Source organism: Bradyrhizobium iriomotense, from assembly GCF_030160715.1.
Lineage (GTDB): Bacteria > Pseudomonadota > Alphaproteobacteria > Rhizobiales > Xanthobacteraceae > Bradyrhizobium > Bradyrhizobium iriomotense.
Genome location: NZ_BSOW01000016.1, coordinates 71,422 through 97,874, shown reverse-complemented (window position 1 = coordinate 97,874; position 26,453 = coordinate 71,422). Strand labels below are relative to the sequence as shown.

Annotated in this window: 32 protein-coding genes; 17 read left to right on the top strand and 15 right to left on the bottom strand. The window is 62.9% G+C overall.

The window, feature by feature from the left end; all coding sequences use genetic code 11:
- Positions 1-28: 28 nt before the first annotated feature.
- Positions 29-1,168, bottom strand: a complete 1,140-nt coding sequence (locus QQL28_RS23085) for an epoxide hydrolase family protein (RefSeq protein ID WP_284268943.1) — start codon at positions 1,166-1,168, stop codon at positions 29-31.
- Between the two features lie 50 nt (positions 1,169-1,218).
- Positions 1,219-1,674 carry a GatB/YqeY domain-containing protein gene (locus QQL28_RS23080; protein ID WP_284268942.1) on the bottom strand — a complete coding sequence of 152 codons (456 nt, stop codon included), beginning with the start codon at positions 1,672-1,674 and terminating at the stop codon, positions 1,219-1,221.
- A gap of 233 nt (positions 1,675-1,907) precedes the next feature.
- On the opposite strand from QQL28_RS23080, the gene carA reads away from it, so the two are divergent.
- The 4 genes from carA to QQL28_RS23060 all read left to right on the top strand — a co-directional run bounded on the left by carA (position 1,908) and on the right by QQL28_RS23060 (position 4,812).
- Positions 1,908-3,098 carry a glutamine-hydrolyzing carbamoyl-phosphate synthase small subunit gene (gene carA / locus QQL28_RS23075; RefSeq protein WP_284268941.1) on the top strand — a complete coding sequence of 397 codons (1,191 nt, stop codon included), beginning with the start codon at positions 1,908-1,910 and terminating at the stop codon, positions 3,096-3,098.
- A 253-nt stretch (positions 3,099-3,351) separates the two neighbouring features.
- A complete protein-coding gene (locus tag QQL28_RS23070) occupies positions 3,352-3,879 on the top strand; it encodes a cupin domain-containing protein (protein ID WP_284268940.1) in 528 nt (175 codons plus the stop codon).
- A gap of 46 nt (positions 3,880-3,925) precedes the next feature.
- Complete coding sequence (locus tag QQL28_RS23065; protein ID WP_284268939.1) at positions 3,926-4,351, top strand: YeeE/YedE family protein; 426 nt, start codon at positions 3,926-3,928, stop codon at positions 4,349-4,351.
- An 8-nt stretch (positions 4,352-4,359) separates the two neighbouring features.
- The gene (locus tag QQL28_RS23060) at positions 4,360-4,812 is read left to right on the top strand and encodes a YeeE/YedE family protein (RefSeq protein ID WP_284268938.1); all 453 of its coding nucleotides are present in this window, start codon (positions 4,360-4,362) and stop codon (positions 4,810-4,812) included.
- 30 nt (positions 4,813-4,842) lie between these two features.
- On the opposite strand, the gene QQL28_RS23055 is transcribed toward QQL28_RS23060, so the two are convergent.
- Entirely contained in the window at positions 4,843-5,373 is a 531-nt protein-coding gene (locus QQL28_RS23055) for a Dps family protein (protein ID WP_284268937.1), read from the bottom strand.
- A gap of 113 nt (positions 5,374-5,486) precedes the next feature.
- Here QQL28_RS23055 and QQL28_RS23050 point away from each other — a divergent pair, with 113 nt between their 5' ends.
- Positions 5,487-6,191: a class I SAM-dependent methyltransferase gene (locus tag QQL28_RS23050; protein ID WP_284268936.1), complete on the top strand. Its 705-nt coding sequence runs from the start codon at positions 5,487-5,489 to the stop codon at positions 6,189-6,191.
- 258 nt (positions 6,192-6,449) lie between these two features.
- Here QQL28_RS23050 and QQL28_RS23045 read toward each other — a convergent pair whose 3' ends face one another.
- Positions 6,450-6,821 carry an ArsR/SmtB family transcription factor gene (locus QQL28_RS23045; protein WP_284268935.1) on the bottom strand — a complete coding sequence of 124 codons (372 nt, stop codon included), beginning with the start codon at positions 6,819-6,821 and terminating at the stop codon, positions 6,450-6,452.
- Between the two features lie 110 nt (positions 6,822-6,931).
- On the opposite strand from QQL28_RS23045, the gene QQL28_RS23040 reads away from it, so the two are divergent.
- The 4 genes from QQL28_RS23040 to QQL28_RS23025 all read left to right on the top strand — a co-directional run bounded on the left by QQL28_RS23040 (position 6,932) and on the right by QQL28_RS23025 (position 13,054).
- Positions 6,932-8,101 carry an MFS transporter gene (locus QQL28_RS23040; RefSeq protein ID WP_284268934.1) on the top strand — a complete coding sequence of 390 codons (1,170 nt, stop codon included), beginning with the start codon at positions 6,932-6,934 and terminating at the stop codon, positions 8,099-8,101.
- Positions 8,102-8,350: 249 nt separating this feature from the next.
- Positions 8,351-11,815, top strand: a complete 3,465-nt coding sequence (gene carB / locus QQL28_RS23035) for a carbamoyl-phosphate synthase large subunit (protein WP_284268933.1) — start codon at positions 8,351-8,353, stop codon at positions 11,813-11,815.
- Between the two features lie 208 nt (positions 11,816-12,023).
- Positions 12,024-12,497: a transcription elongation factor GreA gene (gene greA, locus QQL28_RS23030; protein ID WP_027525218.1), complete on the top strand. Its 474-nt coding sequence runs from the start codon at positions 12,024-12,026 to the stop codon at positions 12,495-12,497.
- Between the two features lie 158 nt (positions 12,498-12,655).
- The gene (locus QQL28_RS23025; RefSeq protein WP_284268932.1) at positions 12,656-13,054 is read left to right on the top strand and encodes a DoxX family protein; all 399 of its coding nucleotides are present in this window, start codon (positions 12,656-12,658) and stop codon (positions 13,052-13,054) included.
- Between the two features lie 68 nt (positions 13,055-13,122).
- Here the strand turns inward: QQL28_RS23025 and QQL28_RS23020 are convergent, their stop codons facing one another.
- Entirely contained in the window at positions 13,123-13,602 is a 480-nt protein-coding gene (locus tag QQL28_RS23020; protein WP_284268931.1) for an Lrp/AsnC family transcriptional regulator, read from the bottom strand.
- A 270-nt stretch (positions 13,603-13,872) separates the two neighbouring features.
- Here QQL28_RS23020 and trxB point away from each other — a divergent pair, with 270 nt between their 5' ends.
- From trxB to QQL28_RS22995, 5 genes are all read left to right on the top strand, one after another.
- The gene (gene trxB / locus QQL28_RS23015) at positions 13,873-14,838 is read left to right on the top strand and encodes a thioredoxin-disulfide reductase (RefSeq protein WP_284268930.1); all 966 of its coding nucleotides are present in this window, start codon (positions 13,873-13,875) and stop codon (positions 14,836-14,838) included.
- Positions 14,839-14,843: 5 nt separating this feature from the next.
- Complete coding sequence (locus QQL28_RS23010; protein ID WP_284268929.1) at positions 14,844-15,767, top strand: LysR family transcriptional regulator; 924 nt, start codon at positions 14,844-14,846, stop codon at positions 15,765-15,767.
- A gap of 463 nt (positions 15,768-16,230) precedes the next feature.
- Positions 16,231-17,148, top strand: coding sequence for a 4-hydroxy-tetrahydrodipicolinate synthase family protein (locus tag QQL28_RS23005; RefSeq protein ID WP_284268928.1), 918 nt, complete (start codon positions 16,231-16,233; stop codon positions 17,146-17,148).
- A gap of 163 nt (positions 17,149-17,311) precedes the next feature.
- On the top strand, positions 17,312-17,461 hold the full coding sequence (locus tag QQL28_RS23000) for a hypothetical protein (protein WP_284268927.1): 150 nt from the start codon (positions 17,312-17,314) through the stop codon (positions 17,459-17,461).
- 140 nt (positions 17,462-17,601) lie between these two features.
- Positions 17,602-17,733, top strand: a complete 132-nt coding sequence (locus tag QQL28_RS22995) for a hypothetical protein (protein ID WP_284268926.1) — start codon at positions 17,602-17,604, stop codon at positions 17,731-17,733.
- Between the two features lie 76 nt (positions 17,734-17,809).
- Here the strand turns inward: QQL28_RS22995 and QQL28_RS22990 are convergent, their stop codons facing one another.
- The gene (locus tag QQL28_RS22990) at positions 17,810-18,487 is read right to left on the bottom strand and encodes a ParA family protein (protein WP_284268925.1); all 678 of its coding nucleotides are present in this window, start codon (positions 18,485-18,487) and stop codon (positions 17,810-17,812) included.
- A gap of 419 nt (positions 18,488-18,906) precedes the next feature.
- Positions 18,907-19,287, bottom strand: a complete 381-nt coding sequence (locus QQL28_RS22985) for a hypothetical protein (RefSeq protein WP_284268924.1) — start codon at positions 19,285-19,287, stop codon at positions 18,907-18,909.
- A gap of 517 nt (positions 19,288-19,804) precedes the next feature.
- Here QQL28_RS22985 and QQL28_RS22980 point away from each other — a divergent pair.
- Together QQL28_RS22980 and QQL28_RS22975 are read left to right on the top strand one after the other, a co-directional pair.
- Positions 19,805-19,969, top strand: a complete 165-nt coding sequence (locus QQL28_RS22980; RefSeq protein ID WP_284268923.1) for a hypothetical protein — start codon at positions 19,805-19,807, stop codon at positions 19,967-19,969.
- A 122-nt stretch (positions 19,970-20,091) separates the two neighbouring features.
- Complete coding sequence (locus QQL28_RS22975) at positions 20,092-20,394, top strand: hypothetical protein (RefSeq protein ID WP_284268922.1); 303 nt, start codon at positions 20,092-20,094, stop codon at positions 20,392-20,394.
- 52 nt (positions 20,395-20,446) lie between these two features.
- Here QQL28_RS22975 and QQL28_RS22970 read toward each other — a convergent pair whose 3' ends face one another.
- The 8 genes from QQL28_RS22970 to QQL28_RS22935 all read right to left on the bottom strand — a co-directional run bounded on the left by QQL28_RS22970 (position 20,447) and on the right by QQL28_RS22935 (position 25,525).
- Complete coding sequence (locus QQL28_RS22970; protein ID WP_284268921.1) at positions 20,447-20,611, bottom strand: hypothetical protein; 165 nt, start codon at positions 20,609-20,611, stop codon at positions 20,447-20,449.
- Positions 20,612-20,684: 73 nt separating this feature from the next.
- Positions 20,685-20,831, bottom strand: a complete 147-nt coding sequence (locus QQL28_RS22965; RefSeq protein ID WP_284268920.1) for a hypothetical protein — start codon at positions 20,829-20,831, stop codon at positions 20,685-20,687.
- Positions 20,832-20,839: 8 nt separating this feature from the next.
- Complete coding sequence (locus tag QQL28_RS22960; protein ID WP_284268919.1) at positions 20,840-21,100, bottom strand: hypothetical protein; 261 nt, start codon at positions 21,098-21,100, stop codon at positions 20,840-20,842.
- A gap of 279 nt (positions 21,101-21,379) precedes the next feature.
- On the bottom strand, positions 21,380-21,745 hold the full coding sequence (locus QQL28_RS22955; RefSeq protein WP_284268918.1) for a hypothetical protein: 366 nt from the start codon (positions 21,743-21,745) through the stop codon (positions 21,380-21,382).
- On the bottom strand, positions 21,742-22,176 hold the full coding sequence (locus tag QQL28_RS22950; RefSeq protein WP_284268917.1) for a hypothetical protein: 435 nt from the start codon (positions 22,174-22,176) through the stop codon (positions 21,742-21,744). Before QQL28_RS22950 ends, QQL28_RS22955 begins: the two co-directional genes overlap by 4 nt.
- A 61-nt stretch (positions 22,177-22,237) precedes the next feature.
- Positions 22,238-23,614, bottom strand: coding sequence for a metallophosphoesterase family protein (locus QQL28_RS22945; RefSeq protein ID WP_284268916.1), 1,377 nt, complete (start codon positions 23,612-23,614; stop codon positions 22,238-22,240).
- 519 nt (positions 23,615-24,133) lie between these two features.
- Positions 24,134-24,910, bottom strand: coding sequence for a cyclase family protein (locus tag QQL28_RS22940; protein ID WP_284268915.1), 777 nt, complete (start codon positions 24,908-24,910; stop codon positions 24,134-24,136).
- A gap of 369 nt (positions 24,911-25,279) precedes the next feature.
- Positions 25,280-25,525, bottom strand: coding sequence for a hypothetical protein (locus QQL28_RS22935; RefSeq protein ID WP_284268914.1), 246 nt, complete (start codon positions 25,523-25,525; stop codon positions 25,280-25,282).
- Between QQL28_RS22935 and QQL28_RS22930 the strand changes: the two genes are divergently transcribed.
- Complete coding sequence (locus QQL28_RS22930; protein ID WP_284268913.1) at positions 25,524-26,420, top strand: transglutaminase-like domain-containing protein; 897 nt, start codon at positions 25,524-25,526, stop codon at positions 26,418-26,420. The genes QQL28_RS22935 and QQL28_RS22930 overlap by 2 nt on opposite strands.
- Positions 26,421-26,453 lie beyond the last annotated feature (33 nt).

Below are 26,453 nucleotides of genomic sequence, written 5' to 3'. Positions count from 1 at the left end.
AATCTGACTGTGTCGAATTGACTTGATCCTACCGCACCGTCGCGAAAAACGTTCGCACCTCGCGCACAAACAGCTCCGGTTGCTCGAAGGCGGCAAAGTGGCCGCCCTTCTCCATCTCGGTCCAATGCGTGATGTTGTGAAAATTGGGCTCCATCCAGCGCCGCACCGGCGTGATGATCTCCTTGGGAAATACCGCAACGCCTGTCGGCACCTTGACGACCGGCGTCGTGCGGCGCGGGCCAAAGCTCTCCCAATAGAGCCGCGCCGAGGAGGTCGCCGTCTCCGTCGCCCAATAGAGCATGACGTTGTCGAGCAGCTCGTCCCTCGTGAAGATGTTTTCGGGATGGCCGTTGCAATCGGTCCAGGCCCAGAACTTTTCCAAAATCCAGGCCGCCTGCCCGCTCGGCGAATCCGTCAGGCCGTAGCCGAGCGTCTGCGGCCGCGTCGACTGCTGCTTGGAATAGCCGGAGTCGAGATCGACATAGTGCTTCAGCCCGGCGAGCGCCCGCTTCTCTTCCGCCGTCGGCTCGCCCTCGCCCTTCGGCGGCGAATTGAAGGCGAGCGTGATGTGGACGCCGGCGCAGTGCGCAGGATCCTGGGCGCCGAGCGAGGTCGTCACCGCCGAACCCCAATCGCCGCCTTGCGCGCCGTAACGCGCGTAACCGAGCCGATCCATCAGCTTGGCCCAGGTGGCAGCGATGCGGTCGACACCCCAACCGGTCGCTTTTGGTTTCGCCGAGAAGCCGAAGCCCGGCAGCGAAGGACAGATCACATGAAAGGCGTCAGTGGCCTTGCCGCCATGCGCGACGGGATCAACGAGCGGCGCAATCACCTTCTGAAATTCCACGATCGAGCCGGGCCAGCCATGGGTGATGATCAGCGGCAGCGCTGCAGGCTCTTTCGAGCGCGCATGGATGAAATGGATATCGAGCCCGTCGATCTCGGTGGTGAACTGATCGAAGCGATTGAGCTTCGCCTCGCGCGCCCGCCAGTCATATTCGTTGGCCCAATAGCCGCAGATCTCCTTGATCCATGTCAGCGGCGCGCCCTGGCTCCAGTCATCGACCAGCTCCGCCTCCGGCCAGCGCGTGCGCGCAAGGCGCGATTTGAGGTCGGTGAGGACGTCGTCGCCGATAGCGATGCGGAACGGCTTGATGGCGCTGGTCATCGGCGGCCTTCTCCTTCGTCATTCCACATTGCGCAATGGGGAATGACAACCTACCCAGTGAGTGCCGCCTTCACCAAACCACTCGCCTTGGCGAAATCCATCTGCCCGGCGTGCTTGGCCTTCAGCGCGGCGATCACCTTGCCCATGTCCTTCATGCCGGCGGCGCCGGTCTCGGCGATCACATCGGAAATCGCCTTCTTCACGTCGTCATCGGACATCTGCTTGGGCAGGTAGGCCGAGATCACGGCGATCTCGTCGCGCTCCTGCGCGGCGAGCTCGGCGCGGCCGCCCTTTTCATAGAGCTCGACCGCCTCCTGGCGCTGCTTGATCATCTTCTGGAGCACGCCAAGCAGCTCGGCATCGCTCAGCGGCGGCTTGCCGTTGCCGCGTGCCTCGATGTCGGCATTCTTGATGGTCGAATTGACCATGCGCAGCGTGCCGAGCTTGCGCTCGTCCTTGGCCTTCATGGCCTCTTTCACCGCAGCGTTGATGTCGTCGCGCATCATGGTCCTGATCCTCTTCAATCCGTGGCGTCTGATCTAAGCCGTTCGCGGGAAAGAGACCATACCGGACGTATTGCCGGATTAGTTCATTGTTTCCGCTTCGGCCGCCGAAATTGCCCAAAATTGCCAGTTTCAGGCCAGGAGCCCGAGGGGGCCTGTCAAATATGCAAAAACGCATGTGAATCCGCGCTTCTCCGCTTTGACGGCGGCGCCGCGCGGGACTATGTAGCGGGCTCATGACACAATCCGAAAACGATCCCGCCTGGCCGGACCATAAACCGACCGCGCTCCTGGTGCTTGCCGATGGCACGGTGCTCGAGGGCTTTGGCCTCGGCGCCGAAGGCCACGCCGTCGGCGAGGTCTGCTTCAACACCGCGATGACCGGCTACGAGGAGATTTTGACCGATCCCTCCTATGCCGGTCAGCTCATCACCTTCACCTTCCCGCATATCGGCAATGTCGGCACCAACGAGGAAGACATCGAGACGGTGAACATGGCCGCGACGCCCGGCGCGCGCGGCGTGATCCTGCGCACCGCCATCACCGATCCCTCGAACTACCGCGCCACCCGCCATCTCGACCAATGGCTGAAGGCACGCGGCATCATCGGCCTCTCCGGCATCGACACGCGCGCGCTGACCGCGCTGATCCGCACCAAGGGCATGCCGAACGCCGTGATCGCCCACGCGAAGGACGGCGAGTTCGATCTGCACGGGCTGAAGGAAGAGGCGCGCGAATGGCCCGGCCTCGAGGGCATGGACCTCGTGCCGATGGTCACCTCGGGCCAGCGCTTCACCTGGGACGAGACGCCCTGGGAATGGAACAAGGGTTTCGGCCACCAGGACAATCCTGCATTCAACGTCGTCGCCATCGACTACGGCATCAAGCGCAACATCCTGCGTCTGCTCGCCGGCGTCGGGTGCAAGGTGACGGTGGTGCCGGCGACGACGTCGGCCGACGACATCCTGGCGATGAAGCCCGACGGCGTGTTCCTGTCGAACGGTCCGGGCGATCCGGCCGCGACCGGCAAATATGCCGTGCCCGTCATCCAGCAGGTCATCAAATCCGGCACGCCGACATTCGGCATCTGCCTCGGCCACCAGATGCTCGGCCTCGCCGTCGGCGCGAAGACCAAGAAGATGCATCAGGGCCATCACGGCGCCAACCATCCCGTGAAGGACGAGACCACCGGCAAGGTCGAGATCACCTCAATGAACCACGGCTTTGCCGTGGACGAGAAGACGCTGCCGAAGGGCGCGACGCAGACCCATGTGTCGCTGTTCGACGGCTCCAATTGCGGCATCCAGCTCGACGGCAAGCCGGTGTTCTCGGTGCAGTACCACCCCGAGGCCTCGCCGGGCCCGCGCGACTCGCACTATCTGTTCCAGCGCTTTGCCGATCTGATGCGCGAGAGGAAGCGGGCGTAGGCTTTCGCGATCCTGCTTAACGAATTCGTCGTGCCCGGGCTTGTCCCGGGCATTTTTCGTCCCGTCATTCCGGGGCGCGCCAACGGGTCCGCGCGAAGCGCGGCCCGATGACAGGCTCCGCGCGAGCCCGGAATCCAATGAGCAGCGAGCGCTCGACGCTGCCGCGTCGCCCCGGAATGACGGGAAGGGCGCGATGAGGAACGTCAACTGACGTCGCTCGTTGAAGCCTGCTATCCTGATGCAGGAGAGCGCCATGTCCGTCGTCCACGACAATGCCGAGCCGCTTGCGATCGTCTTTGGGGATGACGGCCTCGTGCCGAACAATATCCTGCCGTTCCTGGTCTATCAGGGCGCGGTGAAGCTCGATTCCAGGCGTCCCGAAGAAACCATCGAAGACCTGTTCGCGGAGAACGGCTGGGGCGGCATGTGGCGCAACGGCGTCTACGATTATCTGCACTATCATTCGACCGTACATGAGGCGCTCGGCGTCGCGCGCGGCCACGCGCGGGTGTGCTTCGGCGGCGATCACGGCCGGGAACTCGACATCAAGGCGGGTGATGTCGCGATCCTTCCGGCCGGCACCGGACATCAACTCGTATCGGCAAGCCGCGATTTCTGCGTGATCGGCGCCTATCCACCGGGATCGAAGATGGAGGTCACGCGCCCGACGCCGGAGAATCACGCCAAGGCGCTGAAGACGATTCCGGCCGTGAAGCTACCGCCGAGCGATCCGGTGACCGGAAAGAATGGCGCGCTGATGCGACTGTGGCGACGCCACTAGAAATATTTGAATATAATGAGCAACTAAGATTTCTGAGGAGGCCCCCATGCCAACGACGTTCACGCCGCTGGCCTCGCTTGCGGGCGGGGTCCTGATCGGGCTTTCCGCGGTGATGCTGATGGCCGTCAGCGGCCGGATCGCCGGCGTCAGCGGCATCGCCGCGCGCCTGCTGCCGCCCTTCGGCGATAACGCAACTTCGGGCCGCTTCGCCTTCATCGCCGGGCTCGTCGCCGCGCCCGCGCTTGCGCGCATCGTCACCGGCGCGTTTCCACCGCAAGCCATCGAGACCGGCGGCGTGCTGCTGGCCGTCGCCGGCCTGCTGGTCGGCTTCGGCTCGGTGTGGGGCAATGGCTGCACCTCCGGGCACGGCGTCTGCGGCATATCGCGCCTATCGATCCGCTCGATTGTCGCCACCCTCGTCTTCATGACCACGGGCTTCGTGACGACCTTCGTCGTCCGGCATCTGGTGTGAGGCCAGCCATGTCCGTCCTGATTCAATTTGCCATCGGCCTGATATTCGGAGCCGGACTCTTGATCTCCGGCATGTCGAATCCCGCGAAGGTCCTCAATTTCCTCGATCTCGCCGCCATTCGCGCAGGATCCTGGGACCCGAGCCTGATGTTCGTGATGCTTGGTGCCGTCGCCACCGCTTTCATCGGCTTCCGCATGGTGCTGAAGCGGCAACGGCCGCTGCTCGGCGACACGTTCCATCTGCCGGCCAGCAACGATATCGATCCGCGCATCATTATCGGTCCGGCGATTTTCGGCGTCGGCTGGGGTCTTGCCGGCTTCTGTCCGGGCCCGGCCTTTGTGGCGCTCGGCTACGGCACCTTGGCTTCGGTCCTGTTCGTGATCGCGATGATGATCGGCATGGCCGCCGCCCGCGCGCTCGCGGAGCGGCAACCGACGCTAGCGACACCATCCTACGAGTAGCGGAGTTCCCAATGCCCTCCGCGGAGTGCGTCAGGCCGCGTTGCTGCCTTCCTGACGCGAGGCCTCGAACAGGAACCAGGTCCGCCGCTCGGTCTCGTCGATGAAAACTTCGAGCAGGCTTGCGCTGGCGACATCGCCGGCTTCGTCGCAGACCTCGTGGGCTTTGCGCATGGCGGTGGCGACGTGCTTGTTGTCCTGCATCAGTTCGCGCAGCATCTCGCGCGGCGGGACATAGTCCTCGTCATTGTCCTTGATGGTCTTGAGCTTTGCGACCTGGCCGATCGACTTCAGCGTGGCGCCGCCGATCTTGCGGACGCGCTCGGCGAGTTGGTCGGTGGTGGCGAAGATCGCATCCGACTGCTCGTCCAGCAGCAGGTGATAGTCGCGGAAGTGGCGGCCGCTGATGTGCCAGTGGAAATTCTTGGTCTTCATGTACAGCGCAAAGGCATCGGCAAGCAGCACGTTGAGCGCTTCCGAAACCTTGTCGACCGAGCCGGGCGCCAGATCGGTCGGGGTGTCGAGATCGGATGAGATCTTGTGGTTATCGGGCTTTTTGCTCACGGGAGACCTTCCTGTTAGGACGCGGACATTGACGGCGTGCCGTCGCACCCCTAACGCAGGCGCGCAGCGCCGGTTCCTACCCCGGAACCGCTTTGCCGGGACCTCTAAAGACCATGGACGATTGGATCGACTATTACGACTCCACGCACACGATCTATGTCAGCAAGCTGCATCGCGATTTGCACTTCCAGATCATCGCGCGGGACATCATCGGCTACATCTCCTCGCCCGACGCGACGGTGCTGGACTATGCCTGCGGCGAGGCGCTGTCGGCGAGCGAGGTGGCGAATGCCTGCGGCAAGCTGATCCTGGCGGAGCCCGCGCCGGGCGTGCGCGGCCGGCTGATCGCACGCTTTGCGCCGAACACCAAGATCCGCGTCCGCTCGCTCGAAGACGTGCGCAAAATGGCCGAGCAGTCCATCGACCTCGTAGTGATGAACTCGGTCGTCCAATACATGACGCCGGCGGAGCTGGACTCCGCGCTGATCGTGATCCGCCGGATCCTGAAACCCAAGGGCAAGCTCGTGCTCGGCGACATCCTGCGGCCGGAGGTCGGCATGTTCAGGGACGTGATGGCGCTGCTCAGCTTCGGCGCGCGTCATGGCTTCCTGAGGGATGCGCTGGTCGGACTGGTCTCGACCGCGCTGTCCGACTACCGGCACCTGCGCTCGCGCATCGGGCTCCAGCGCTACAGCGAGGACGAGATCACCGCCAAGCTCGCGGTGGCCGGATTTTCGGTGCAGCGCGCGCACACCAATATCGGCCACAACCGCTGGCGCATGACCTTCATCGCGCGCCCGCCCTTTGCGCGCGGTTAGGGTTAACGGGGAGTGGAGGTGGCCTGGTCGACTGCGATCGGTAATGATCCGGTCGGCCCGGTGGCGGAAGCGTCAACGCGAGAGCGGTGCATCGCTCTTTATCCTGGTTCAAATCCAGGCCGGGTCTCCACGCTTCGCCCCGATGGGGCTACGCGTGGCGCAGCCACGCTAGACCAGCGGGGCAAAGCGTGTCCGGCGTAGCTTGAGCAAAGCGAAAGCGTAGACGGACCGGATCTCCCACACGCAATCATCTCATCTTCAACCGACGTCAACCACTTCACATTCAGGCAGGAGCTGAAGCCGATCGGCATCCTTGGCTGCGGATTTGATCACGGCATCGAGCAGGCCCGGGAAGCGCGCCTCGAGATCTTCGCGGCGGAGCCTCGTCATCCGGCTAGTGCCGACAATGCGCGTCTGCGTCAGCCCGCATTCGCGCAGCTTGGCGAAGTGATAGGCTAGATTCGACTTGGCCCCGAGGCCGCTGAAGTCGCCGCAGCGCAGTTCGCTGCTGACACGTTCCTGCTGGGCGAGTTGATAGACGATCGCGAGCCGGATCGGATCGCTCAGGCAATCCAGAACCATCGGCAGCTCGATCTGCTCGCGGGTAGGGTGCAACGGGATGCGGCTCATGATCCGGATTATAGCGAGACGGGCCTAATGTTCAATAGTTCTTGAACCAATTGACATGGGCCCTTACGCCGATCAATAGTTCAATAAACATTGAACATCGGATTTTGGCGATGAGTATCCTCTGGCTGGCCCTTGCGGCCTTCGCTATCGGGACCGAGACCTTTGTCATTGCAGGGCTTTTGCCGGCAATCGCAGCGGACCTCGGGATTTCGGTCTCCGCCGCTGGCCAACTGGTGACGGCCTATGCCCTCACCTATGCCGTCGGATCTCCGATCCTGGCCGTGACACTGAACAACATCGACCGCCGCACCGTGCTGTCGCTGGCTTTGTCGACCTTCATCGCCGGCAATCTGGTCGCGGTCATAGCCTCCGGCTTTCCCCTGCTGCTCGCGTCGCGGATGCTGATGGCACTCGGCGCCGGCCTCTGCATGCCCACGGCACTCGGGGTCTCCGTTGCGGTTGCTTCACCCGAGCGTCGCGGACGCGCCGTGGCGCTGGTGACTTCGGGCCTTACGGTCGCGACCGTGATCGGCGTTCCCCTCGGCAATCTCATCGGCAGCGTCCTGAACTGGCGTGCGACCTTTGCCATGGTCGCCCTGCTCGGCGCCGTCGCACTTGCCGGCCTCCGGCTCGGCCTGCCGCGCGGCCTGCCGAAGAACACGGCCTCGCTTGGTGAGCGGCTGGCTGTGGCGCGGCATCGTAACGTCCTCGTCGCGCTGCTCATCACGATCTTGTGGGCGCTCGGCGGCTTTACGGTTTTCACCTATTTCGCCGTGCCCCTGCACGGCCTCGGCTTCAATGCCAACGACGTCAGCCTGGCGCTCCTGACCTTCGGCGTCGCGGCGGCCATCGGGAACATGACGGGCGGCCTGCTCGCCGACCGGCTCGGCACCATCGCCACCGCGGCGCTGGGCCTGGCCGGCATGGCCTCGGCGCTGATTCTCCATTCCCTGGTGTTGAAGATCATGCCGGACCATGCCCGCTATGCCGTGCTCGGCGCGATCTTCCTCTGGGGTATCTCGGGTTGGGCGTTCTATCCGGCCCAGGTCGCGAGCATCATCCGGATCGAGCCGCAGGCCTCGATGATCGCGCTCTCGCTCAATGCCTCGGCCATGTATCTCGGCTTCGCCTTGGGTGGCGCCCTGGGCGGGGCGGTGCTGACGGCGCTGAGCCCGACCGACCTCGGTTGGGTCGGTGGCGCCGGCGTATCGGCGGCACTTCTGGTGCACCTCGTCCGCGGCTGGCAGGGGCGGCCAAAACCCGTGAAAATTGCCGGTTGACGGGCATTTTTCGGGGTTTCGCCGCCCCGAAAACTGGTCTAAGACCCACCCGCGCGCGAGGGAAACCCGCGCACGCGCGTGATCCGCCAAAGTGTAGGCGGTTTGGCGCGAAGATCACGCGCCCGCTTAAAGTGGGAGCGCGATCGGACGCAAAACCGGGCGCCACTTTTGCTGATCGCGCTCCTGCTTAAGGGGACGCGCGGCAAGCGCGCCCTTTTTTTGTGCCCAAAATCCAGCCCGCGAGCGGTGATGCCTAAACGAACCGACATCTCGACCATCCTGATCATCGGCGCCGGTCCCATCGTGATCGGCCAGGCCTGCGAGTTCGACTATTCCGGCACGCAGGCCTGCAAGACGCTGAAGGAAGAGGGCTATCGCATCGTCCTCGTCAATTCCAACCCGGCCACCATCATGACCGACCCGGAATTGGCCGATGCGACCTATATCGAGCCGATCACGCCGGAGATCGTCGCCAAGATCATCGAGAAGGAACGGCACGTCATCCCCGGCGGCTTCGCACTGCTGCCGACCATGGGCGGCCAGACTGCGCTGAACTGCGCGCTGTCGCTGCGCCGCCAGGGCACGCTGGAAAAATTCGACGTCGAGATGATCGGCGCGACTGCCGATGCGATCGACAAGGCCGAGGACCGCCAGCTGTTCCGCAACGCGATGGAGAAGATCGGGCTGCAGACGCCGAAGTCGCGGCTCGCCAACGCATCCCAGTTGAAGAAGTCCTTCCGTGACAAATACCTCGCCGAACGCGAGAAGCTGTCCGGCGCGGCGCAGGAAGATCTCGACCGGCAATGGGCGCTCGGCGAGAACGAGCGTCGCAAGCGCTACCAGGAATATGCGCTGGGCCAGGCGATGATGGCGCTGTCCGAGATCGGACTGCCCGCGATCATCCGGCCCTCGTTCACGCTTGGAGGCACCGGCGGCGGCATTGCCTACAACAAGGAAGAGTTCCTCGACATCATCGAGCGCGGCCTCGATGCCTCGCCCACCAACGAAGTCCTGATCGAGGAATCCGTTCTCGGCTGGAAAGAGTTCGAGATGGAGGTGGTGCGCGACAAGAAGGACAATTGCATCATCGTCTGCTCGATCGAGAATTTCGATCCGATGGGCGTGCATACCGGCGACTCCATCACCGTGGCGCCGGCGCTGACGCTGACCGACAAGGAATACCAGATCATGCGCGACGCCTCGCTGGCGGTGCTGCGCGAGATCGGAGTCGAGACCGGCGGCTCGAACGTGCAGTTCGGCATCAACCCGGCTGACGGCCGCATGGTCGTGATCGAGATGAATCCACGTGTTTCTCGTTCGTCGGCATTAGCGTCGAAAGCGACGGGCTTCCCGATCGCCAAGGTCGCCGCCAAGCTTGCGATCGGCTACACGCTGGACGAGATCGCCAACGACATCACCGGCGGCGCGACGCCGGCCTCGTTCGAGCCGACCATCGACTACGTGGTGACCAAGATCCCGCGTTTCGCCTTCGAGAAATTCCCCGGCGCCTCCCACACGCTGACGACCTCGATGAAGTCGGTCGGCGAGGTCATGGCAATCGGCCGCACCTTCCAGGAAAGCCTGCAAAAGGCGTTGCGCGGGCTCGAGACCGGGCTGACCGGCCTCGACGAGATCGAGATCGAGGGGCTTGGCCAGGGCGACGACAAGAATGCGATCCGCGCCGCGCTCGGCACCCCGACGCCGAACCGTCTGCTCCAGGTCGCGCAGGCGATGCGGCTCGGCTGGTCCAACGAGGAGATCTTCAACTCCTGCAAGATCGACCCCTGGTTCCTCGCCGAGATGCGCTGCATCGTCGACATGGAGGACAAGGTCCGCAAGAGCGGACTGCCGCAAAACGCCTTCGGCATGCGCACGCTGAAGGCCATGGGCTTTTCGGACGCGCGGCTCGCGGTGCTTTCGGAGAGCACGGAAGCCGATGTGACGGCGAAGCGCCACGCGCTCGGCGTCCGCCCGGTGTTCAAGCGCATCGACACCTGCGCCGCCGAGTTCGCCTCGCCCACCGCCTATATGTATTCGACCTATGAGGCACCGTTCGCGGGCGCAGTTGCGGACGAAAGCGAGCCGTCGGATCGCAAGAAGGTCATCATCCTCGGCGGCGGTCCGAACCGCATCGGCCAGGGCATCGAGTTCGACTATTGCTGCTGTCACGCCTGCTTCGCGCTGCATGACGCCGGCTACGAATCCATCATGGTCAACTGCAACCCGGAGACGGTGTCGACCGACTACGACACCGCCGACCGGCTCTATTTCGAGCCGCTGACGGCCGAGGACGTGCTGGAGATCATCGCGACCGAACGCAGCAAGGGCACGCTGCATGGCGTGATCGTGCAGTTCGGTGGCCAGACCCCGCTGAAGCTCGCGCGTGCGCTGGAGGCCGCCGAAGTGCCGATCCTCGGCACCTCGCCCGACGCGATCGATCTCGCCGAAGACCGCGACCGCTTCAAGCGCGTGCTCGACAAGCTTCGTCTCAAGCAGCCGAAGAACGGCATTGCCTATTCGGTCGAGCAGGCGCGGCTCGTCTCCGCCGATCTCGGGCTGCCGCTGGTGGTGCGTCCGTCCTACGTGCTCGGCGGCCGCGCGATGCAGATCATCCGCGAGGAGAACCAGCTCAACGATTATCTGCTCGGCACGCTGCCGGAGCTCGTGCCCGCCGACGTCAAGGCGCGCTACCCCAACGACAAGACCGGGCAGATCAACACCGTGCTCGGCAAGAACCCGCTGCTGTTCGACCGCTATCTCTCTGACGCCACCGAAGTCGACGTCGACTGCCTCTGCGACGGCAAGGACGTCTTCATCGTCGGCATCATGGAGCACATCGAGGAAGCCGGCATCCACTCCGGCGACTCCGCCTGCTCGCTGCCGCCCTACTCGCTCGATGCCAAGACGATCGAGGAGTTGGAGCGGCAGACCCGCGAGCTCGCGCTCGGCCTCGACGTCGTCGGCCTGATGAATGTGCAGTACGCCATCAAGGACGGCGAGATCTACGTGCTCGAGGTCAATCCGCGCGCCTCGCGCACGGTGCCATTCGTCGCTAAGGTGATCGGCACGCCGGTCGCAAAGATTGCCGCCCGCATCATGGCCGGCGAGAAGCTCGCCGACTTCAAGCTGAAGAAGGCCCAGCTCAAGCATGTCGGCGTGAAGGAATCGGTATTCCCGTTCGCCCGCTTCCCCGGCGTCGACACGGTGCTCGGTCCGGAGATGCGCTCGACCGGCGAGGTCATGGGCATCGACCGCTCCTTCGAGGTCGCGTTCGCCAAGAGCCAACTCGGCGGCGGCACGCGGGTGCCGCGCAAGGGCACGGTGTTCGTCTCGGTGCGCGACAGCGACAAGAACCGCATCGCGGAGGCGGTGCGGCTGTTGCAATCCGTCGGCTTCAAGGTGCTGGCGACGTCGGGTACCCAGCGCTTCCTGACCGACCAGGGCATTCCGACCGAGAAGGTGAACAAGGTGCTGGAGGGCCGGCCGCACATCGTCGACGCCATCACCAATGGCGACATCCAGCTGGTCTTCAACACCACTGAAGGCCCGCAGGCGCTCGCCGACAGCCGTTCACTGCGGCGCGCGGCCCTCTTGCATAAAGTGCCGTATTACACCACTCTTTCCGGGGCCGTGGCGGCCGCGCAGGGCATCCGCGCTTATCTGGGCGGGGACCTTGAGGTTCGTACCCTGCAGAGCTACTTTTCGGAAACCTGATCGTTAGCGGCGGGCGAAGCCTCCGCTAAGTGATTGGCAATGAAGCCACAATGGCCGGAGGAACTGTCCGGCCATGTGGTTGTTCTGTTCCGGCGCCAGCCCCACATAACGTTCCGGTGGCTGCGTGTTCAGCCCCGGGATTACCGACGAATCAAGGTTGCATCGCCCTTTGTTTCCGAGGGCGCGCGACCCGAGAACGAGAGAAGAGATGGAAAAGGTTCCGATGACTTCGGCCGGATTTGCCGCGCTCGGGGAAGAATTGAAGCATCGCCAGTCCGTGGACCGTCCGCGGATCATCGAGCATATCGCCGAGGCGCGCTCGCACGGAGACCTGTCGGAGAACGCGGAATATCACGCCGCGAAGGAAGAGCAGTCCCACAATGAGGGCCGGATCGCCGAGCTTGAGGACAAGCTCGCGCGCGCCGATATCATCGACATCTCGAAACTGTCCGGCGATACCATCAAGTTCGGCGCCACCGTGACGCTGGTCGACGAGGACACCGAGAAGAAGACGGTGTGGCAGATCGTCGGCGAGGTCGAGGCCGACGCCAAGAAAGGCCGCATCTCCATCACCTCGCCGCTGGCCCGCGCGCTGATCGGCAAGAAGAAGGGCGCCTCCGTCGAGGTCAACACGCCCGGCGGCGCCAAGGCCTACGAGATCACCAAGGTCGAGTGGCGGTAATCCGTGCCGCAATAGCGAATGACGCAATAGCGAATGAAAAAGCCGCGCGGCAAGCGCGGCTTTTTTGTTTCCTTATCATTGCGCGATTGTGAACGGCTGCGATTGTGAACGACGACGTCCTCCGCCATGGTCTCCGGGCTGCATCAAGGGAGGACACGATGGACGTCGATCGTATCGCCGCGCAGAGCCAGCCCTATCTGCTCAGCCTGTTCCGCTTCATCACCGGACTTCTGCTGTTCCAGTTCGGCGTGGCAAAACTGTTCAAGTTTCCGCCCGTCGAGATGTTCGCCGACGTCACGCCGCTGTCGCTCTGGGGCATCGCCGGCATGATCGAGCTGGTGTTCGGCGGCCTGTTGATGCTGGGCCTGTTCACGCGCCTCGTCGCGTTCGTCCTGTCGGGCGAGATGGCTTTCGCCTATTTCATCGAGCATCTGCCGCACAGCTTCTTCCCGCTCGTCAATGAGGGGACGCTGGCGATCCTGTTCTGCTTTGCCTGCCTTTATCTTGCGGCCGCCGGCGGCGGCCCGGTCAGCGTGGACGCGATGCGGCGGGCTTGAGTAACACCACCGTCATTGCGCGCAATGACGGAGAAGACGGCAAGACCGGTAAGCGGGGAGAGGGAGAACTACCGCCGTCCCTTCACCTCGAGCGGCACGGCAGCCTCGAATTTCGAATTGTGCAGCACCAACGACGTCCGGACGTTGCGCACATGCGGGGCTGCGGTCAGGTGGGTGACGAAATCCTGGAACGTCGCCATGTCGGGTGCAACGCATTTCAGGATGAAGTCGACCTCGCCCGACAGCATCCAGCATTCGCGCACCAGGGGCTCGGCACGCACGAAGTCCTCGAAGGCGCGTAAGTCCGCCTCCGCCTGGCTCGACAAATGAACGGCGGCGAACACGGTGACGTCGAAGCCGAGCTTTCGCGAATCGAGCAGCCCGCGATAGCCGTGGATGTAGCCTTCCTCCTCCAGCGCCCGGACGCGGCGCAGGCAGGGCGGCGGTGAAATGCCGACGCGCTTGGCCAGCTCGACATTGGTGATTCGCCCGTCGGCCTGGATTTCGGCGAGAATTTTGAGATCGATCTCGTCTAGGTTCCGCGACACGTGATTGGAACTCCTGGCCTTATCGGCGGTATTGGGTGGCTTGGTCGCAATCCTCATAACCAGTCCCGCCAAGATGCGCAATTTTATTGCGCGTGCAGCGCAACGGTCTTTTGTTCCCGGGGGGAAAAATCCGCCGACATGGGCTGCAATTCTTGCATAGCTCGCAAGAAGGCTTAGATTAGCACTGACATTTCAGCGCCTCCGCGGCGCCTTCCCAGGCACTATCCGCGCCCGCGCTGCAACTCCCCCAAGAGAGAGGCACCGGTCCACATGCGCGCGCCCATCCATGCCAAGGTCGTCATCATCGGCTCCGGCCCCGCCGGCTACACCGCGGCGATCTATGCCGCGCGTGCGATGCTCGAGCCGATCCTGATCCAGGGCATCCAGCCGGGCGGCCAGCTCACCATCACCACCGACGTCGAGAACTATCCGGGCTTTGCCGACGTGATCCAGGGCCCCTGGCTGATGGAGCAGATGGAGAAGCAGGCGGTGCACATGGGCACCCAGATCAAGACCGATCTGGTCACCAAGCTCGAAACCGCGCAGCGGCCGTTCCGCCTCACCTGCGACAGCGGCGACGTCTACCTCGCCGACACCGTGATCCTCGCGACCGGTGCGCAGGCGCGCTGGCTCGGCATCCCCTCGGAAGAAACCTTCAAGGGCTTTGGCGTCTCGGCCTGTGCGACCTGTGACGGCTTCTTCTACCGCGGCAAGGAGGTCATCGTGGTCGGCGGCGGCAACACCGCGGTCGAGGAAGCGCTGTTCCTGACCAATTTCGCGAGCCAGGTCACGATCGTGCACCGCCGCGATCATTTCCGCGCCGAGCGCATCCTCCAGGACCGCCTGTTCAAGAACCCCAAGATCAAGGTGATCTGGGACAGCGCCATCGACGAAGTCTGCGGCGAGGCGAACCCCGGCAAGGTCACGCATGTTCGCCTGAAGAACGTCAAGACCGGCGCCCTCACCAACGTGAAGGCCGACGGCGTCTTCATCGCCATCGGGCACGCGCCGGCGACCGAGCTCGTGAAGGGCCAGGTGAAACTCAAACCGTCGGGCTATGTCGAGGTCGCCCCGAACTCGACCGCGACCTCGGTGCCCGGCCTGTTCGCGGCCGGCGACGTCGCCGACGAAACCTATCGCCAGGCCGTCACGGCCGCAGGCCTCGGCTGCATGGCAGCACTCGAAGCCGAACGTTTCTTGGCCCTGCGCGCCAGCGAGCGCGCGGCAGCGGAATAACGATCATGCCTCGAACACGCGACGGATTTACCGATATGGACTGGGACAAGCTGAAGGTGTTTCACGCGGCGGCGGAAGCGGGCAGCTTCACGCATGCGGGCGAGCAGCTCGGCCTGTCGCAGTCGGCCGTGTCACGCCAGGTCTCGGCGCTGGAGCAGGAGCTCTCGGTCTCGCTCTTTCACCGGCATGCCCGCGGCCTGATCCTCACCGAGCAGGGCGACCTCTTGTTCCGCACCGCGCATGACGTGTTCATGCAGCTCCAGGCGGCGCGCGCCAAATTGACCGACAGCCGCGAGCGGCCGAGCGGCGACCTCAAGATCACGACGCCGCCGGCGCTCGGCATCAACTGGCTGGTGCCGCGGCTCAACGAGTTCACCTCGCTGTATCCAGAGATCCGCATCTCCCTGATCGTCACCGACGAGGAGCTCGACCTGTCGATGCGCGAGGCCGACGTCGCGATCCGCACGCGCAAGCCGACCCAGCCGGATCTCATCCAGCGCAAGCTGTTCTCGATCGGCTTCCACGCCTATTGCTCGCCGGAATACATCAAGAGGTTCGGCACGCCGCGCACGCTCGACGAGCTCGACGCGCACCGCATCATCATGCTGAGCGACGCGCAGGTGCCTACGCATCTGCAAAACCGCAGCTGGTTGATCGAGGCCGGGCGCAACGGCTCCGGCGCGCGCGAGGCCTACTTCAAGGTCAACAACATCCTTGGCCTCGTACGCGCCTGTCAGCAGGGCCTCGGGATCGCGGCGCTGCCGGATTACCTCGTCGAAGAGAACAGTCGCCTCGTGCAGCTGTTCGGCGAATCGGACTCGATCCAGCTCGATACGTATTTCGTCTATCCCGAGGAGTTGAAGACGGTCGCGCGCGTGCAGGTGTTCCGCGACTTCGTGGTGAGCAAGGCGCAGCGTTGGCCGTCCTGATTTCCGCATGACTGACATGCGACCTCAGCTGTTGCTGCATGCACCTCGCCAAGCTCATAATGTTTGCACGCTGAGCCTTCGCGTTGCGCATTTGTCCCCCTCCTCCAGTGGCGCGGGAGTTCAGTAATCCCTCTTGGAAGGTGATTGTGTCGGCCTCACGTGGCCAATACCTAAGCCGGGCTCTTTCGGGCCCGGCTTTTTTTCTTGCCAATTTGGCCTTCGCTTTCCGCGTGTATTGACAGTTCCACATATCCCCCGCATCATTTGCACACCATGATCACGAATTCGTGCGCAATCTTCTCGAAGGCGATCGCCTCGAAAAAAGGCCCCCATCCGGGGCCCTCGGAGCTTTGTGCGCGCTAACGACTTCGTTATCGTTGCAATCCTCGAAAAACCCCGCCGTCTGGACGGGGTTTTTTCATGTGCCCTCCGTCTCAGGCGTCAACCGACAAGGAGATGGAACATGACAGACCTGAGACAACAATTGCAGGGCCTCTGGCTGCCTCTGGTGACGCCGTTTCGCGACGGCCGTCTCGACGAGCGCTCGCTGCGACAGCTCACGCGGCACTACGCGACCGAGGAGGCACGCAGCGTGGACGGCTTCATTCTGGGCGCAACCTCCGGCGAAGGCATGACGCTGAAGCCGGCAGAGCTCGAGCGCCTCGTCGCAATCGTGCGCGAGGAGCTCGCCGCGCACCGTCGCAGCATTCCGATCGTTCTCGGCCTCTCCGGTGCGGACACCGCGCGACTGAAGGAGAGCCTGGACGAGACCGCGGACTGGCCGATCGACGGCTATCTGATCGCGAGCCCCTACTATTTGCGGCCATCGCAGCGCGGCCTCTTGGCGCATTTCGAGGCGCTCGCCGATCACGCCGCCTGGCCGATCGTGCTCTACAACATTCCCTATCGCACTGGCGTCAATCTCACCAACCAGACGCTGCTCCGGCTCGCCGAGCATCCCAACATCGTCGGGCTGAAGGATTGCAGCGCGAGCCGCGAGCAATCGGTCGCGCTGCTCCGCGACAAGCCTGATCACTTTCGTGTGCTGACCGGCGAGGACGCGCACACCCATGAGGCGCTGAGCGATGGCGCCGATGGCGCGATCCTGCTCTCCGCCCACATCGAGACCGCAACCTTTGCCGCGATTCAAACCGAGCTGAAGCGCGGCAACGCCGACGCCGCGTCGGCGCGCTGGCAGGACGTCGCGGAGTTGACGCGGCTGCTGTTCGCCGAGCCGAGCCCGGCGCCGGCGAAGTACTGGCTGTGGCGATGCGGCCTCATCGACAGTCCCGAGGTGCGCCTGCCGATGGTCGAGATCGGAAGCGAGCTCGCCACTAGCCTCGATCGCGAGATCGCGCGACGGATGAAGGTCGCTGCGTAGCTCTTCGCCTCTCCCCGCGAAGAGCGGGGAGAGGGAGCGAGAGAGCGTGTTCGTGGTTAACCGCGCCTCAATCGCCTTCGCAGGCGCCGCATGGCGCATCCACGGCTCGTTTACGCATCGCGCCCTATCGTTTCCCGCAAGGACCAATCCATTGGGGGAAACCATGGGACATCGTACCCGGCCGACGGCCGCGAAAGACTTCGCGCCCGCCGATCTCATGCAAGGACTCTTGGTGATCTCGTCGTTCGGCTTCTGGGCCGTGATGCTCGGGCTGATGCCGGTGCTGCTGTTTCGCGTCTGGCTCGCGGGCTGACGCGAAGATGGTTAATCCGCGGTAGCGTCCGTGTTCGAATTGTGCGGGAACCCGCGAGGCGGATGTTAAAACGTTTCTAGTATCACTTGACGCCATAAGCGAAGAACTCGCGGGGGCGTTTTGTGAATACTCAGAATGAAATGGCGCCTGATTATCAGGCCGCCGAGCAGCAGGGCTTTACCACCGAGGACATCCTCTGGGCCGCCGGCATCTGGTCGGTGATCCTCACGATGTCACCGGTGATCGTGTTCTACATGCTGATGGTGGCGTAGCGCTGCTTCATTCCAGAAACGCAAAACGCGCGGGAACAGCCGCGCGCTTTTCGTACCAGGAAATGAACAATAAAAATTACGCAGCCTGCTTGTGCATTGCGCCGGATGCCGACGCCGTGCCACGGATCGCCTTGACCGAACGCTCGATCGCAGCCCACAGCCTCGCGATCTCCTGCGCGGCGCGGCTCTCCGCCTGATATTCCCGCGCGCCCTCGCCGTGGCTCAGCGCCATCAACAGATCCGAGCGGTTGGTGATCTGGCCGCCCCAGACCGGTGCGCGGAATTTGGCGAGCGCCTCGCGGGCGATGGTGACGATCGGGCTTTCGGCTTCGTCGCGGCGCGCGGGTGCGCCGTTGAGCACGACCGCGTAGGGCTTGCGCGCCGCGCGGCACATCTGGATGGTTTCCTGCACCGCGTTGACGTCGAACACGCCAGGCCGCGCCGGAATGACCACCATGGTTGCGTTCTTGATCGCGTCGTCGACCACGGCCGACAGGTTCGGCGGCGTGTCGATCAACACCCATTCATAGCCGTCGCGCTTGGCAGCGGCGACGATGCCGCTCACCGAGTTGACGGCCGCCTTGATCTGCGGCTCGTTGGTGCCACGCAGCTTGTGCCACAGCGTGAGCGAGCCCTGCGGATCCGCATCGACGAGCAGAACAGGCTTGGTCGCCTTGATCTGCGCGGCGAGATGAGCAGCAAGGGTACTCTTGCCCGAGCCGCCTTTACGCGATGCAAAAACAATAACGTTCATACCCTTGGCCTCCAGATTGACCCCAAGTACCGAAAATGAATCAGCGCGCTGATTCGTGAAAGAAAAATTTACCGGGAGTTGCGCCGCCGCCACGAAATAACAGTTCGTGTTGGCTTTTGAGTCACAGTGCATGCCGCGTCACGGACACGAACCGCATGAATAGCCGTTCGCGACGGTCAATCGTGCGTTTTCTGAGCAATCGTTCGGGAAAATGTGAAACGCAACCTGCCCGAGCAAATCGATTCCGGGCTCTTTTCCGGGCAGCAGGGCTGAAAATCTTGCAGCGTATCGCGGTGAGGGGTGAACAAAAGGAGTCCTGAGGAACATCGTCGTCCCCGGGGCGCGCTAAGCGCGAGCCGGGACCCATACCCCCAGGACTGTGTTTGGCGAAGAACTAGGCCGGGAATGACACCGAACAGCTAAGTATCGTCAGCCTTCGGCTTCTTCTTGGCCGACTTGCTGCTCGCCGTGGTCTTCTTCGCAGGCGGCTTGCTCGAGGTCTTCTTCTTCGCCACCGACTTGATGTTGACGGGCTGGCCGGCTGCCGCCTCGCCGGGTTCCGGCCCCTGGCGGAAGAACGCTGCGCACTGCGGCGAGAGCTGCGACTTCTTCTGGATCATGCAGGCGGTGATGGCATCGACGTTCGGAACGAACTCGCCGCACAGCCGCATCGCGTCGGGCGTGCAGGCCTGCTGCTGCTCCGGCGTGTAGGCGTGGCTGGTGGCGGGCTGGACGATAACGGCCAGAGCGATCGCGGACGCTGCGCCAGCCAAGAACTTCCGAAAGCGAAACGGCGGCATCGATCCCCCCAATCTTTCCGAGTCGGCGGGAATAGTGGGTGAAGGCTCAAGCGTTGGCAACCGAGCCGCGAGGCGAAAACCGCTGGCTGTGCGCTCCGGGCAACAGAAGGGTCAGCCCCGCACCAGGGCGCAGCGCCGGGTGGGGGCTCTCGCATTGGGAGTGTCCCATCGTGGAGACACCCTCTCCCCACCCCTCCCCCGCAGGCGGGGGAGGGAGCGCACCTTTCTTCGGGGTCAGCACGCAGACCTGATCTCCCGGGGCCGGCTCGAGGCTGTCGCGACGGCCAAACAAAAATTTCGAAAACAACCCCATGCAAAGGAGTCGACAAGACCGGCGCGGAGATTTTACGGATTTTACGAAATTAATTTGACACGTCGGGCAAATCAGGGGCATAACGCTATCGTCGAAAAGCGCGTGGGGTGGTCGGTGGATATCCCCGCGAGGTGAGGGCCGCATGGCCACGATGCCCGCGATCGCCTTCCTGCTGGCCAAGCTGTTGAACCTGCCGCGGCCGGCGTGGTCGTGCTGTTCGCGGCGATGCCGACCGGCGCGAACGCGTATATTTTTGCGGTTCAGTATCAGCGGCTGGTGAACCCGGTGTCGGGAGCGGTGGCACTGGGCACGCTGCTGGCCGCGGCGACGTTGCCGGTGGTGGTGCTGCTGGTGGCGGGGTTGAAGTAGCTCTCCCGCCCAATGAGTCACCTCATCGTGAAACTTGTGACTCGACACATGTTGTTCAGACTTCAGTAACCCAACGCCGCCACTCTTCTCATCAAGTATCGTTGCGTTGGAGTACCCCGACAGTGCTGGATTTTGACGAGCTGCGCGAGCTCGCAGCGGACGTTCGTGTTTTCGTTGATGTCGCCGAAGACAAGGCTGAGGCGCTCAGAGCCGTCATCGCGGCCTATGACGTGGTGCTGGCGATCTTCCCGTCCGGCGAGGATATGGGCCTGCACGTCATCAAGGGCAAAGAGATCCTGGATAAAATCGCCAAATCACGCACGCATGCGATCTACAGTCACACGGCCATCGCGGTTCCGGACCTGGAGCACGCAGAAGTGCTCAAGCACCTGACCGTTCCCGTCGAACAACGGATTGCGGCTTGATTGCAGGCAACGAGCTTGTCGGCCCGGCTATGGCCTTCACGACGTTCCCTCTTCAGTGCCCCAGCAAGGCGGCCGTCAAGCCGATCGCGATGAAGCCAAGGCCGATGATCGCCGTCGCGACCTCGGCGGCGTTCTCCACACCGAACAATTTGACGATGGCGGTCCCTACGGCACTCAGGACCATTTCGAAGATCGCGCTGAGCAAGGTGTCAAGCATAGCGGTTGGTCGCACCTGGCTTCGCCGGGGTTCAACGGCCGCAACCGTCTCACTTGGTTGAGGCCGGGCCCACTCATCCTGCGCTGCCTTGCCTCATGTCATGCACCGCTTCGCCGATGGTGCTTCCCGCGACAATCGCGGCGACGACAGGCCAACCAGCAGCCGCGATGAGGATAGCGCCGTAGCGCATGTCCTCGGACGAGCGCTGCACGCCGAGCATCGGGCAGGTCAACGCCAGATCAGCCAAAGCAGCGGCGCGAGGATGCAGAGGCTCAAGCCCACGCCGACCGATAACCGGCCGAACCTGTGCAGCAGCGAAAGCTGCGCGGGATCGATATTGGGCTGCAAATCCAGCCAGCGCCGAAAGCGCTCCAGCAGCCAGCCGATCAGATGAAAGAGGGCTTCGGCCAGCCGGACGACGAGTTCAAGGAGGAGTTCGAAGATGGGGCCGGCCAGATCATCGAGGATGAGGTCGAACAGGATCTCCATGCACATTCACCGAGCTGTCGGCCCATCCACCGGTCGTCGCTCGAACTTGACGTGGGGATTTCGGACGCAGGTCAACAGCAGCGGGCGCTTCACCTTTCGGGGAACACTCCGTGATGTCTGCTTGGATCATTGCCGCCGCTGCTACAGTTGGGTGGCACCGCCGCTGCCCAGTCTTCTCCTCGACAATCCCAGGTTATTTGCGCCTGAACACCTTTCTTTTGTAGCAGGCTTTTCTATTTGAAGTCGCGACAACCCGACTACGCGATTTTGAGAAGCAAGCTAAAGTCGAAACCAAGGCAGAGTGAGATAGACGCAAGCGATCATCGAGAGGACGGGAATGACCCAAATCCATCCCGGCCAAACGTATCGCGCCAGGCGTTCGGCGAACGATGCAGCAACGAGGGCGACGATCAGTGCCCCAAGCGCGGCCGTCGCGGCCCACCCGTACCAGTACATCGCTGGAGCGAGAAATCCCATCGCAGGGTCAGCAATGTCTCGCGAATGATGCGTGCCCGCGAGCACGATGCCGAGCGACGGGAAAACGGTGAAAAGAGCAAGGTCCTTTGCGAGTGCGACCACGTAGAGGACCGCGAACGTGGTCCCGAATGCGAATGCAAAGCGGCGGAACGGAGCCGATGATGTCATGAGCCGAAACCCATGATGTTGTTGGCGACGTGACCGCACAGAAAGCCCCACCAAATGATGAAGGCAAGTATCGAGGTGAGCGCCGTGCGCGTCTGAGGAGGTTCGTTGGCAAGCGGCGGTCGCCAGCAAACCCAGTAGGCGGGCAGCAACGCCAACCCGATTGCTACGAAATGCTCCTTGAGGTCGAAGAAGCCAAGGACATGCCAGTGACTCGCACGCTCCAATTCGGGCCTGACATCCACACGGAAAGTAAGGTAAATGATCCCGCCCAGCAGCGTGGAAACGGCATACAGGACCACCACGGCGTTGGCGAACGAGGCCGGCCGTATGGAACGAAAGCGGCCAAAGAACGAGCCGGGTCGCGCGTCCGCCGGTCCCCATGCCGCTAAAGTCTGGTGCGTTATCGCGCCAAGCAGCGCGACCGCGACCAAGCCGTGAATGATTAGAATACCTGTCGCCAGAACCTCACTCCTGTAAACAGCGGCATCCTGCTCACCTGAAGAGTTCCTCAGTCCCGAATGGCTCTGCCGACCACGGCCGGAAGCGATTGAGGGTGAATTTCGTCTTCTGGCCGGGTTCAACGTCCACCAGCACGTAGTTGTACTCCTCTTGCGGAGGCTGGCCCTTCCAGTAGAGGTCCTGCGGATAGTCAGCGGGCACCTTGATGCTGGTTCGCCCCGGCAGAATTGGGTCTTGTTCTGCGCCCCCACCGCCCAACATCAGATACCTTACCCCATCTACGTCGTAGATTTCCGTGGTGTGGACGTGCCCGTTCAATACGACCACCTCCATGTCCTTGGCATACGACGCAATCACCTTGTGCGGGTTATCGGGAGCCGGGATCGGGCCTAAGCCTGACCGCGCAAACACGGGATAATGGAAGACGATAAACGCCTTCCGAATGCCATTGGCCTTCGCCTCGTCCATCCACTTCTGAAGCTGGGTCATCTGCTCGGCATATTTTGGCCGATCAGCGTCCCACAGCGACGGCGAACGGTAATCGTACTTGCCACTCCAGAGATAGATGAAGCGGGTGCCCTTGAAGTCGAATTTGTAGATGAGGTTTTCCGGCGTGACGCCGAATTTCTTCAGATACGGCACAGCCGAAAGAACGCCCTCAATCTTTGGGTCGGCCCACACCTCATGATTGCCCACACTCATGAAAAAGCGCCCATCCAAGCCGGCTGCGCGCATCTCGTCATCCGGCGCGGGTAGCTTCCTCAACATCGTATCATTCACGCGCTTCCAGTATGGGCTGTCACTGACAGTCAAGCCCTGATTGCCCCACCAGACGGCGTCACCGCTATTGACCACGAATTTGGCGCGACCGGATTGAACGTCCTTCACGATTTCACGGGTCACCCATTCGCCCCCCTGAAGCCGGAACATCGTCCGATGCACGCCAGGAAGCAGTTTCAAGTCCTCAACGGATGCCTCAGTGACCCAACCTTTATCGACCGTCAGGGTCATCACTTCCGTCTTGGATGCGAACGGCATGACGACCTTGATCAGGTCCTTTGTGACCGGATCGAAGATCATCTTCACGTCCTTCGCTACGACGGCCTCGGCAACCTTTTCCGGCATGACCAACCCAAACATCTCGACGAAGAACTTGCTGAGGTCCGGTTGTCCCTCTTTCAACGGTAGGTACATCATCGGTCGGGTATCGCCGACCGCCGCGAATGAAAAGCCGCCCCCGGCGGGAACGGATGCTTGCGCGGTTGGTGTTTGCGCCTGCGCATTGGCAACCAGCGGCACGGAGAATGCCGGCAGCGCCGCAAGTGCGCTGAGAACAAGGCGACGACTTGGATCGTTAGGCCGGGAGTATGGCATGATGATCCCCGCTGATTGAGGGAGGGAATGCGCCAACGCACCGTTCGCGGCTCGTTGCCAGCATCAACGCTGTTTCTGTCACGCCCTTGATGCAAATCAACGCTGTTGCGTCCGCTGCCCACTTGGTGCCGCCAGCGCGCGGCGAATGACGCAGGGCGTCACGACGTTGGTTTCGGGGGAAATATGAGTGGTAGAGTTGGGTGGGCTTGAACCACTGACCCCCTGTTCCACCAGGCAGGCGCTCTAATCATCTGAGTTTCAAGTTGAATTCCGCGCGAGCCGCCTTTGGGTGCGGCCGGGAAAGGCCGATTGCGAGGGGGCGCTACCGCGTAGCGAGCACGGCCGATATCAGGAGATGGACCAACACCGGCCGTGATCGCATCACTCGATCACCTTGTTCGCAGTGGCAAGTATCGCGGCTGGAACACCGATGCCGAGTGCTTCGGCCGTCTTCAGGTTGATCGCGAACTATCGCGCTCAGGCGTCTTGGCCTTTTCACACAGCCAAGACCAAAAGCGGACTTCACAATTGCTGCACTCCGACTCACCTCATAAGCTACGAGAGCGTGCGAGCCAAGACGCGGGCAGGCGCTCCATCGCAACCTTCAATCGACAATGGGCAGAATAGAAACTCCACTCGTCGCCCCCCGAATTTGTGAAGGTTAGCTATTTGCTCCGAGATTAGGACGCCATCCTTGAGGAGCACACAGTGTACCGGAAATTGAAAATCCTTAGGACGCAGGTCATGAGGAAGATCCGGCGTTGCGGTGTCCACCGCGACCAACTTGACCTTCTGATCAACCAGCCATTGGGCGGCTTCAAGTGAAAGATATGGATGCCGATTCCACTCGGGCGTTCCCCAGCGTCCACTCCAGCCCGTGTCTATGGCGACGATATCGCCCGGTTCTATTCTCGGCTTCGCAGCAGCAAGATCGTCGACGCCGATCTCTTCGTTGACTGCTTTTTCGAGGCGAATGACGACCCCTTCGCCTATCATGCGCTCGAGTGGTATTTCGTCCATTCCTGGACCATCAATATAGAAGTGCCTCGGGGCATCAACGTGCGTGCCCATGTGTACGATTGTTTCCATGTAGGTGACATTCAGGGGCCGTTCCGGCATCTGCGCAAAATACGAAAATTTCGGCGGAGGAAACATTGCGGAACGTGGTACTGACGTTGAAAATGGGTGGGTGAGATCGACCCATTTTTCATCAGTTTTTTGAGTTGTCCTTGATGGAAGCTCCAACCAGCCGCGCCAACCAGTGCGACCTTTGATAGTAGGGCTTTCGCACATTTTCGTTCCCCGTTGATAATCATCAATCTCAACAATCATTGCATGAACGATCGCGTCGCATCTCTCCTTTGTTGACCGGAGCGCTCGTCAGCTGCCCTCACCTCGTCGCAGTCGATGGTTGTCATTCAGTGGACTTGCGGCCACGGGCCAACACTGGCTCATCACAAGCTCTTTCCTGGTAGCGACGGCCACCGCGGCATTCAAGCACGTTTGCCGGTTTGCATCCAGACAAGGACAGAGTCGCGGTGGGCCAGCACCGGACGTGATCGCATCACTCGATCACCTTGTTCGCAGTGGCGAGTATCGCGGCCCTCTCCCCTGCTTAAGCAATTTTTGTCTCGTGCCAATGAGTTGGTTGAAAGCGTTCGAAAGCAAGGCATCCTCAGATACGTCGAAGCTCGGTAACACCTATGGTCGCCTTTCATCGGCCTCGGCGTGCGCCCCGTCGTCGACCGGACGATCGAACTGCTCGCCCAGGCGGGATCGCCGTCGGCGCTCGGAATGAATCCGTTCCGCTTCGAGATCAAGGGCGAGAAGCTCGGCATCGTCGTGATGTGCGCTGGCGATGCCATCGCCTGCTCGGCCGCGCGATGCTACGATGACCGCACCCGGTTGAAATCGACCCGGCCTGTGGTTCACTACGCGCCGTTTCATGTCCCCCGAGTCCGCGATGCCCGACGATCCCCTCGCCTTCTACACGCGCCCTGCCGTCATGACCGATCCCGGTCCGGCGGCCGCCTTTGCGAGGCAGCCGGCCGACATCCCGGCCCTGTGCGGGCTCGTCCACGGCGTCCTGCTGCACCAGCATTGGGCGCGCGCCTATGGACAGCAGTTGACGCCGGAGCGCATCGAGACGGCCCATCTCCGCCGCGTTCGTGACCTGTGCGGGGCGATCCGGGCACTCGATCCTTCGCCGCTGACCGTCGCGCGTCCGCCCGAACGCCGCGTCGTCGGGGTCTGCCAGCATTTTACCGTGCTCGCCTGCGCTGCCCTCCGCGCCGCGGGCATCCCGGCTCGCGCCCGCTGCGGCTTCGGCACGTACTTCGAGCCCGGCAAGGGCGTCGACCATTGGATCGCCGAGTACTGGGACGGCCGCCGCTGGGTCGCCGCCGATTTTCAGATCGACGCCGTGCAGGCCGCGGCGCTCCATCCCGATTTCGACGTGCTGGACCAGCCGCGCGGAAAATTCCTGCGCGCCGGCGAAGCCTGGCGGGCCTGCCGCCGCGGCGAGCGCGATGCCAACGCCTTCGGCATCTTCGGCGAGGGCGGCTTCTGGTTCATCGCCCAAAACCTCATCCGCGACGTCGCGGCCCTCAACAACATGGAGATGCTGCCCTGGGACGTCTGGGGCGCCATGCCCAAGCCCGACGACGAGATCACCCCGGCGCTCTTCACCCTGTTCGACCACCTCGCCGAGCTGACCGCAGACCCGGACGCCGGTTTCACCGAGCTCCGCCACGCCTACGAAAAAGACATCCGCCTGCATGTCCCCGCTGAAGTGTTCAACGCCGTCCGCCGCCGCGTCGAGCCGGTGGTGGCGGGCGGCTGAGGAAACTCGGCGCGTGCCGACAGAAGCGCGCGC

Bases quoted from the DNA above. Each gene is read 5' to 3' on its own strand.
- QQL28_RS23050 (WP_284268936.1), top strand. From the start codon at position 5,487: ATGGACGATTGGATCGACTATTACGACTCCACGCACACGATCTATGTC.
- QQL28_RS22995 (WP_284268926.1), top strand. From the start codon at position 17,602: ATGGCGCCTGATTATCAGGCCGCCGAGCAGCAGGGCTTTACCACCGAG.
- QQL28_RS23000 (WP_284268927.1), top strand. From the start codon at position 17,312: ATGGGACATCGTACCCGGCCGACGGCCGCGAAAGACTTCGCGCCCGCC.
- QQL28_RS23025 (WP_284268932.1), top strand. From the start codon at position 12,656: ATGGACGTCGATCGTATCGCCGCGCAGAGCCAGCCCTATCTGCTCAGC.
- QQL28_RS22955 (WP_284268918.1), bottom strand. From the start codon at position 21,745: ATGACATCATCGGCTCCGTTCCGCCGCTTTGCATTCGCATTCGGGACC.
- greA (WP_027525218.1), top strand. From the start codon at position 12,024: ATGGAAAAGGTTCCGATGACTTCGGCCGGATTTGCCGCGCTCGGGGAA.
- QQL28_RS22930 (WP_284268913.1), top strand. From the start codon at position 25,524: ATGTCCCCCGAGTCCGCGATGCCCGACGATCCCCTCGCCTTCTACACG.
- QQL28_RS22965 (WP_284268920.1), bottom strand. From the start codon at position 20,831: ATGCTCGGCGTGCAGCGCTCGTCCGAGGACATGCGCTACGGCGCTATC.
- QQL28_RS22990 (WP_284268925.1), bottom strand. From the start codon at position 18,487: ATGAACGTTATTGTTTTTGCATCGCGTAAAGGCGGCTCGGGCAAGAGT.
- trxB (WP_284268930.1), top strand. From the start codon at position 13,873: ATGCGCGCGCCCATCCATGCCAAGGTCGTCATCATCGGCTCCGGCCCC.
- QQL28_RS23080 (WP_284268942.1), bottom strand. From the start codon at position 1,674: ATGATGCGCGACGACATCAACGCTGCGGTGAAAGAGGCCATGAAGGCC.
- QQL28_RS22940 (WP_284268915.1), bottom strand. From the start codon at position 24,910: ATGATTGTTGAGATTGATGATTATCAACGGGGAACGAAAATGTGCGAA.
- QQL28_RS22935 (WP_284268914.1), bottom strand. From the start codon at position 25,525: ATGAAACGGCGCGTAGTGAACCACAGGCCGGGTCGATTTCAACCGGGT.
- QQL28_RS23005 (WP_284268928.1), top strand. From the start codon at position 16,231: ATGACAGACCTGAGACAACAATTGCAGGGCCTCTGGCTGCCTCTGGTG.
- QQL28_RS23070 (WP_284268940.1), top strand. From the start codon at position 3,352: ATGTCCGTCGTCCACGACAATGCCGAGCCGCTTGCGATCGTCTTTGGG.
- QQL28_RS23085 (WP_284268943.1), bottom strand. From the start codon at position 1,168: ATGACCAGCGCCATCAAGCCGTTCCGCATCGCTATCGGCGACGACGTC.
- carA (WP_284268941.1), top strand. From the start codon at position 1,908: ATGACACAATCCGAAAACGATCCCGCCTGGCCGGACCATAAACCGACC.
- QQL28_RS23045 (WP_284268935.1), bottom strand. From the start codon at position 6,821: ATGAGCCGCATCCCGTTGCACCCTACCCGCGAGCAGATCGAGCTGCCG.
- QQL28_RS23040 (WP_284268934.1), top strand. From the start codon at position 6,932: ATGAGTATCCTCTGGCTGGCCCTTGCGGCCTTCGCTATCGGGACCGAG.
- QQL28_RS22985 (WP_284268924.1), bottom strand. From the start codon at position 19,287: ATGCCGCCGTTTCGCTTTCGGAAGTTCTTGGCTGGCGCAGCGTCCGCG.
- QQL28_RS23065 (WP_284268939.1), top strand. From the start codon at position 3,926: ATGCCAACGACGTTCACGCCGCTGGCCTCGCTTGCGGGCGGGGTCCTG.
- carB (WP_284268933.1), top strand. From the start codon at position 8,351: ATGCCTAAACGAACCGACATCTCGACCATCCTGATCATCGGCGCCGGT.
- QQL28_RS22970 (WP_284268921.1), bottom strand. From the start codon at position 20,611: ATGCTTGACACCTTGCTCAGCGCGATCTTCGAAATGGTCCTGAGTGCC.
- QQL28_RS23060 (WP_284268938.1), top strand. From the start codon at position 4,360: ATGTCCGTCCTGATTCAATTTGCCATCGGCCTGATATTCGGAGCCGGA.
- QQL28_RS23010 (WP_284268929.1), top strand. From the start codon at position 14,844: ATGCCTCGAACACGCGACGGATTTACCGATATGGACTGGGACAAGCTG.
- QQL28_RS22960 (WP_284268919.1), bottom strand. From the start codon at position 21,100: ATGGAGATCCTGTTCGACCTCATCCTCGATGATCTGGCCGGCCCCATC.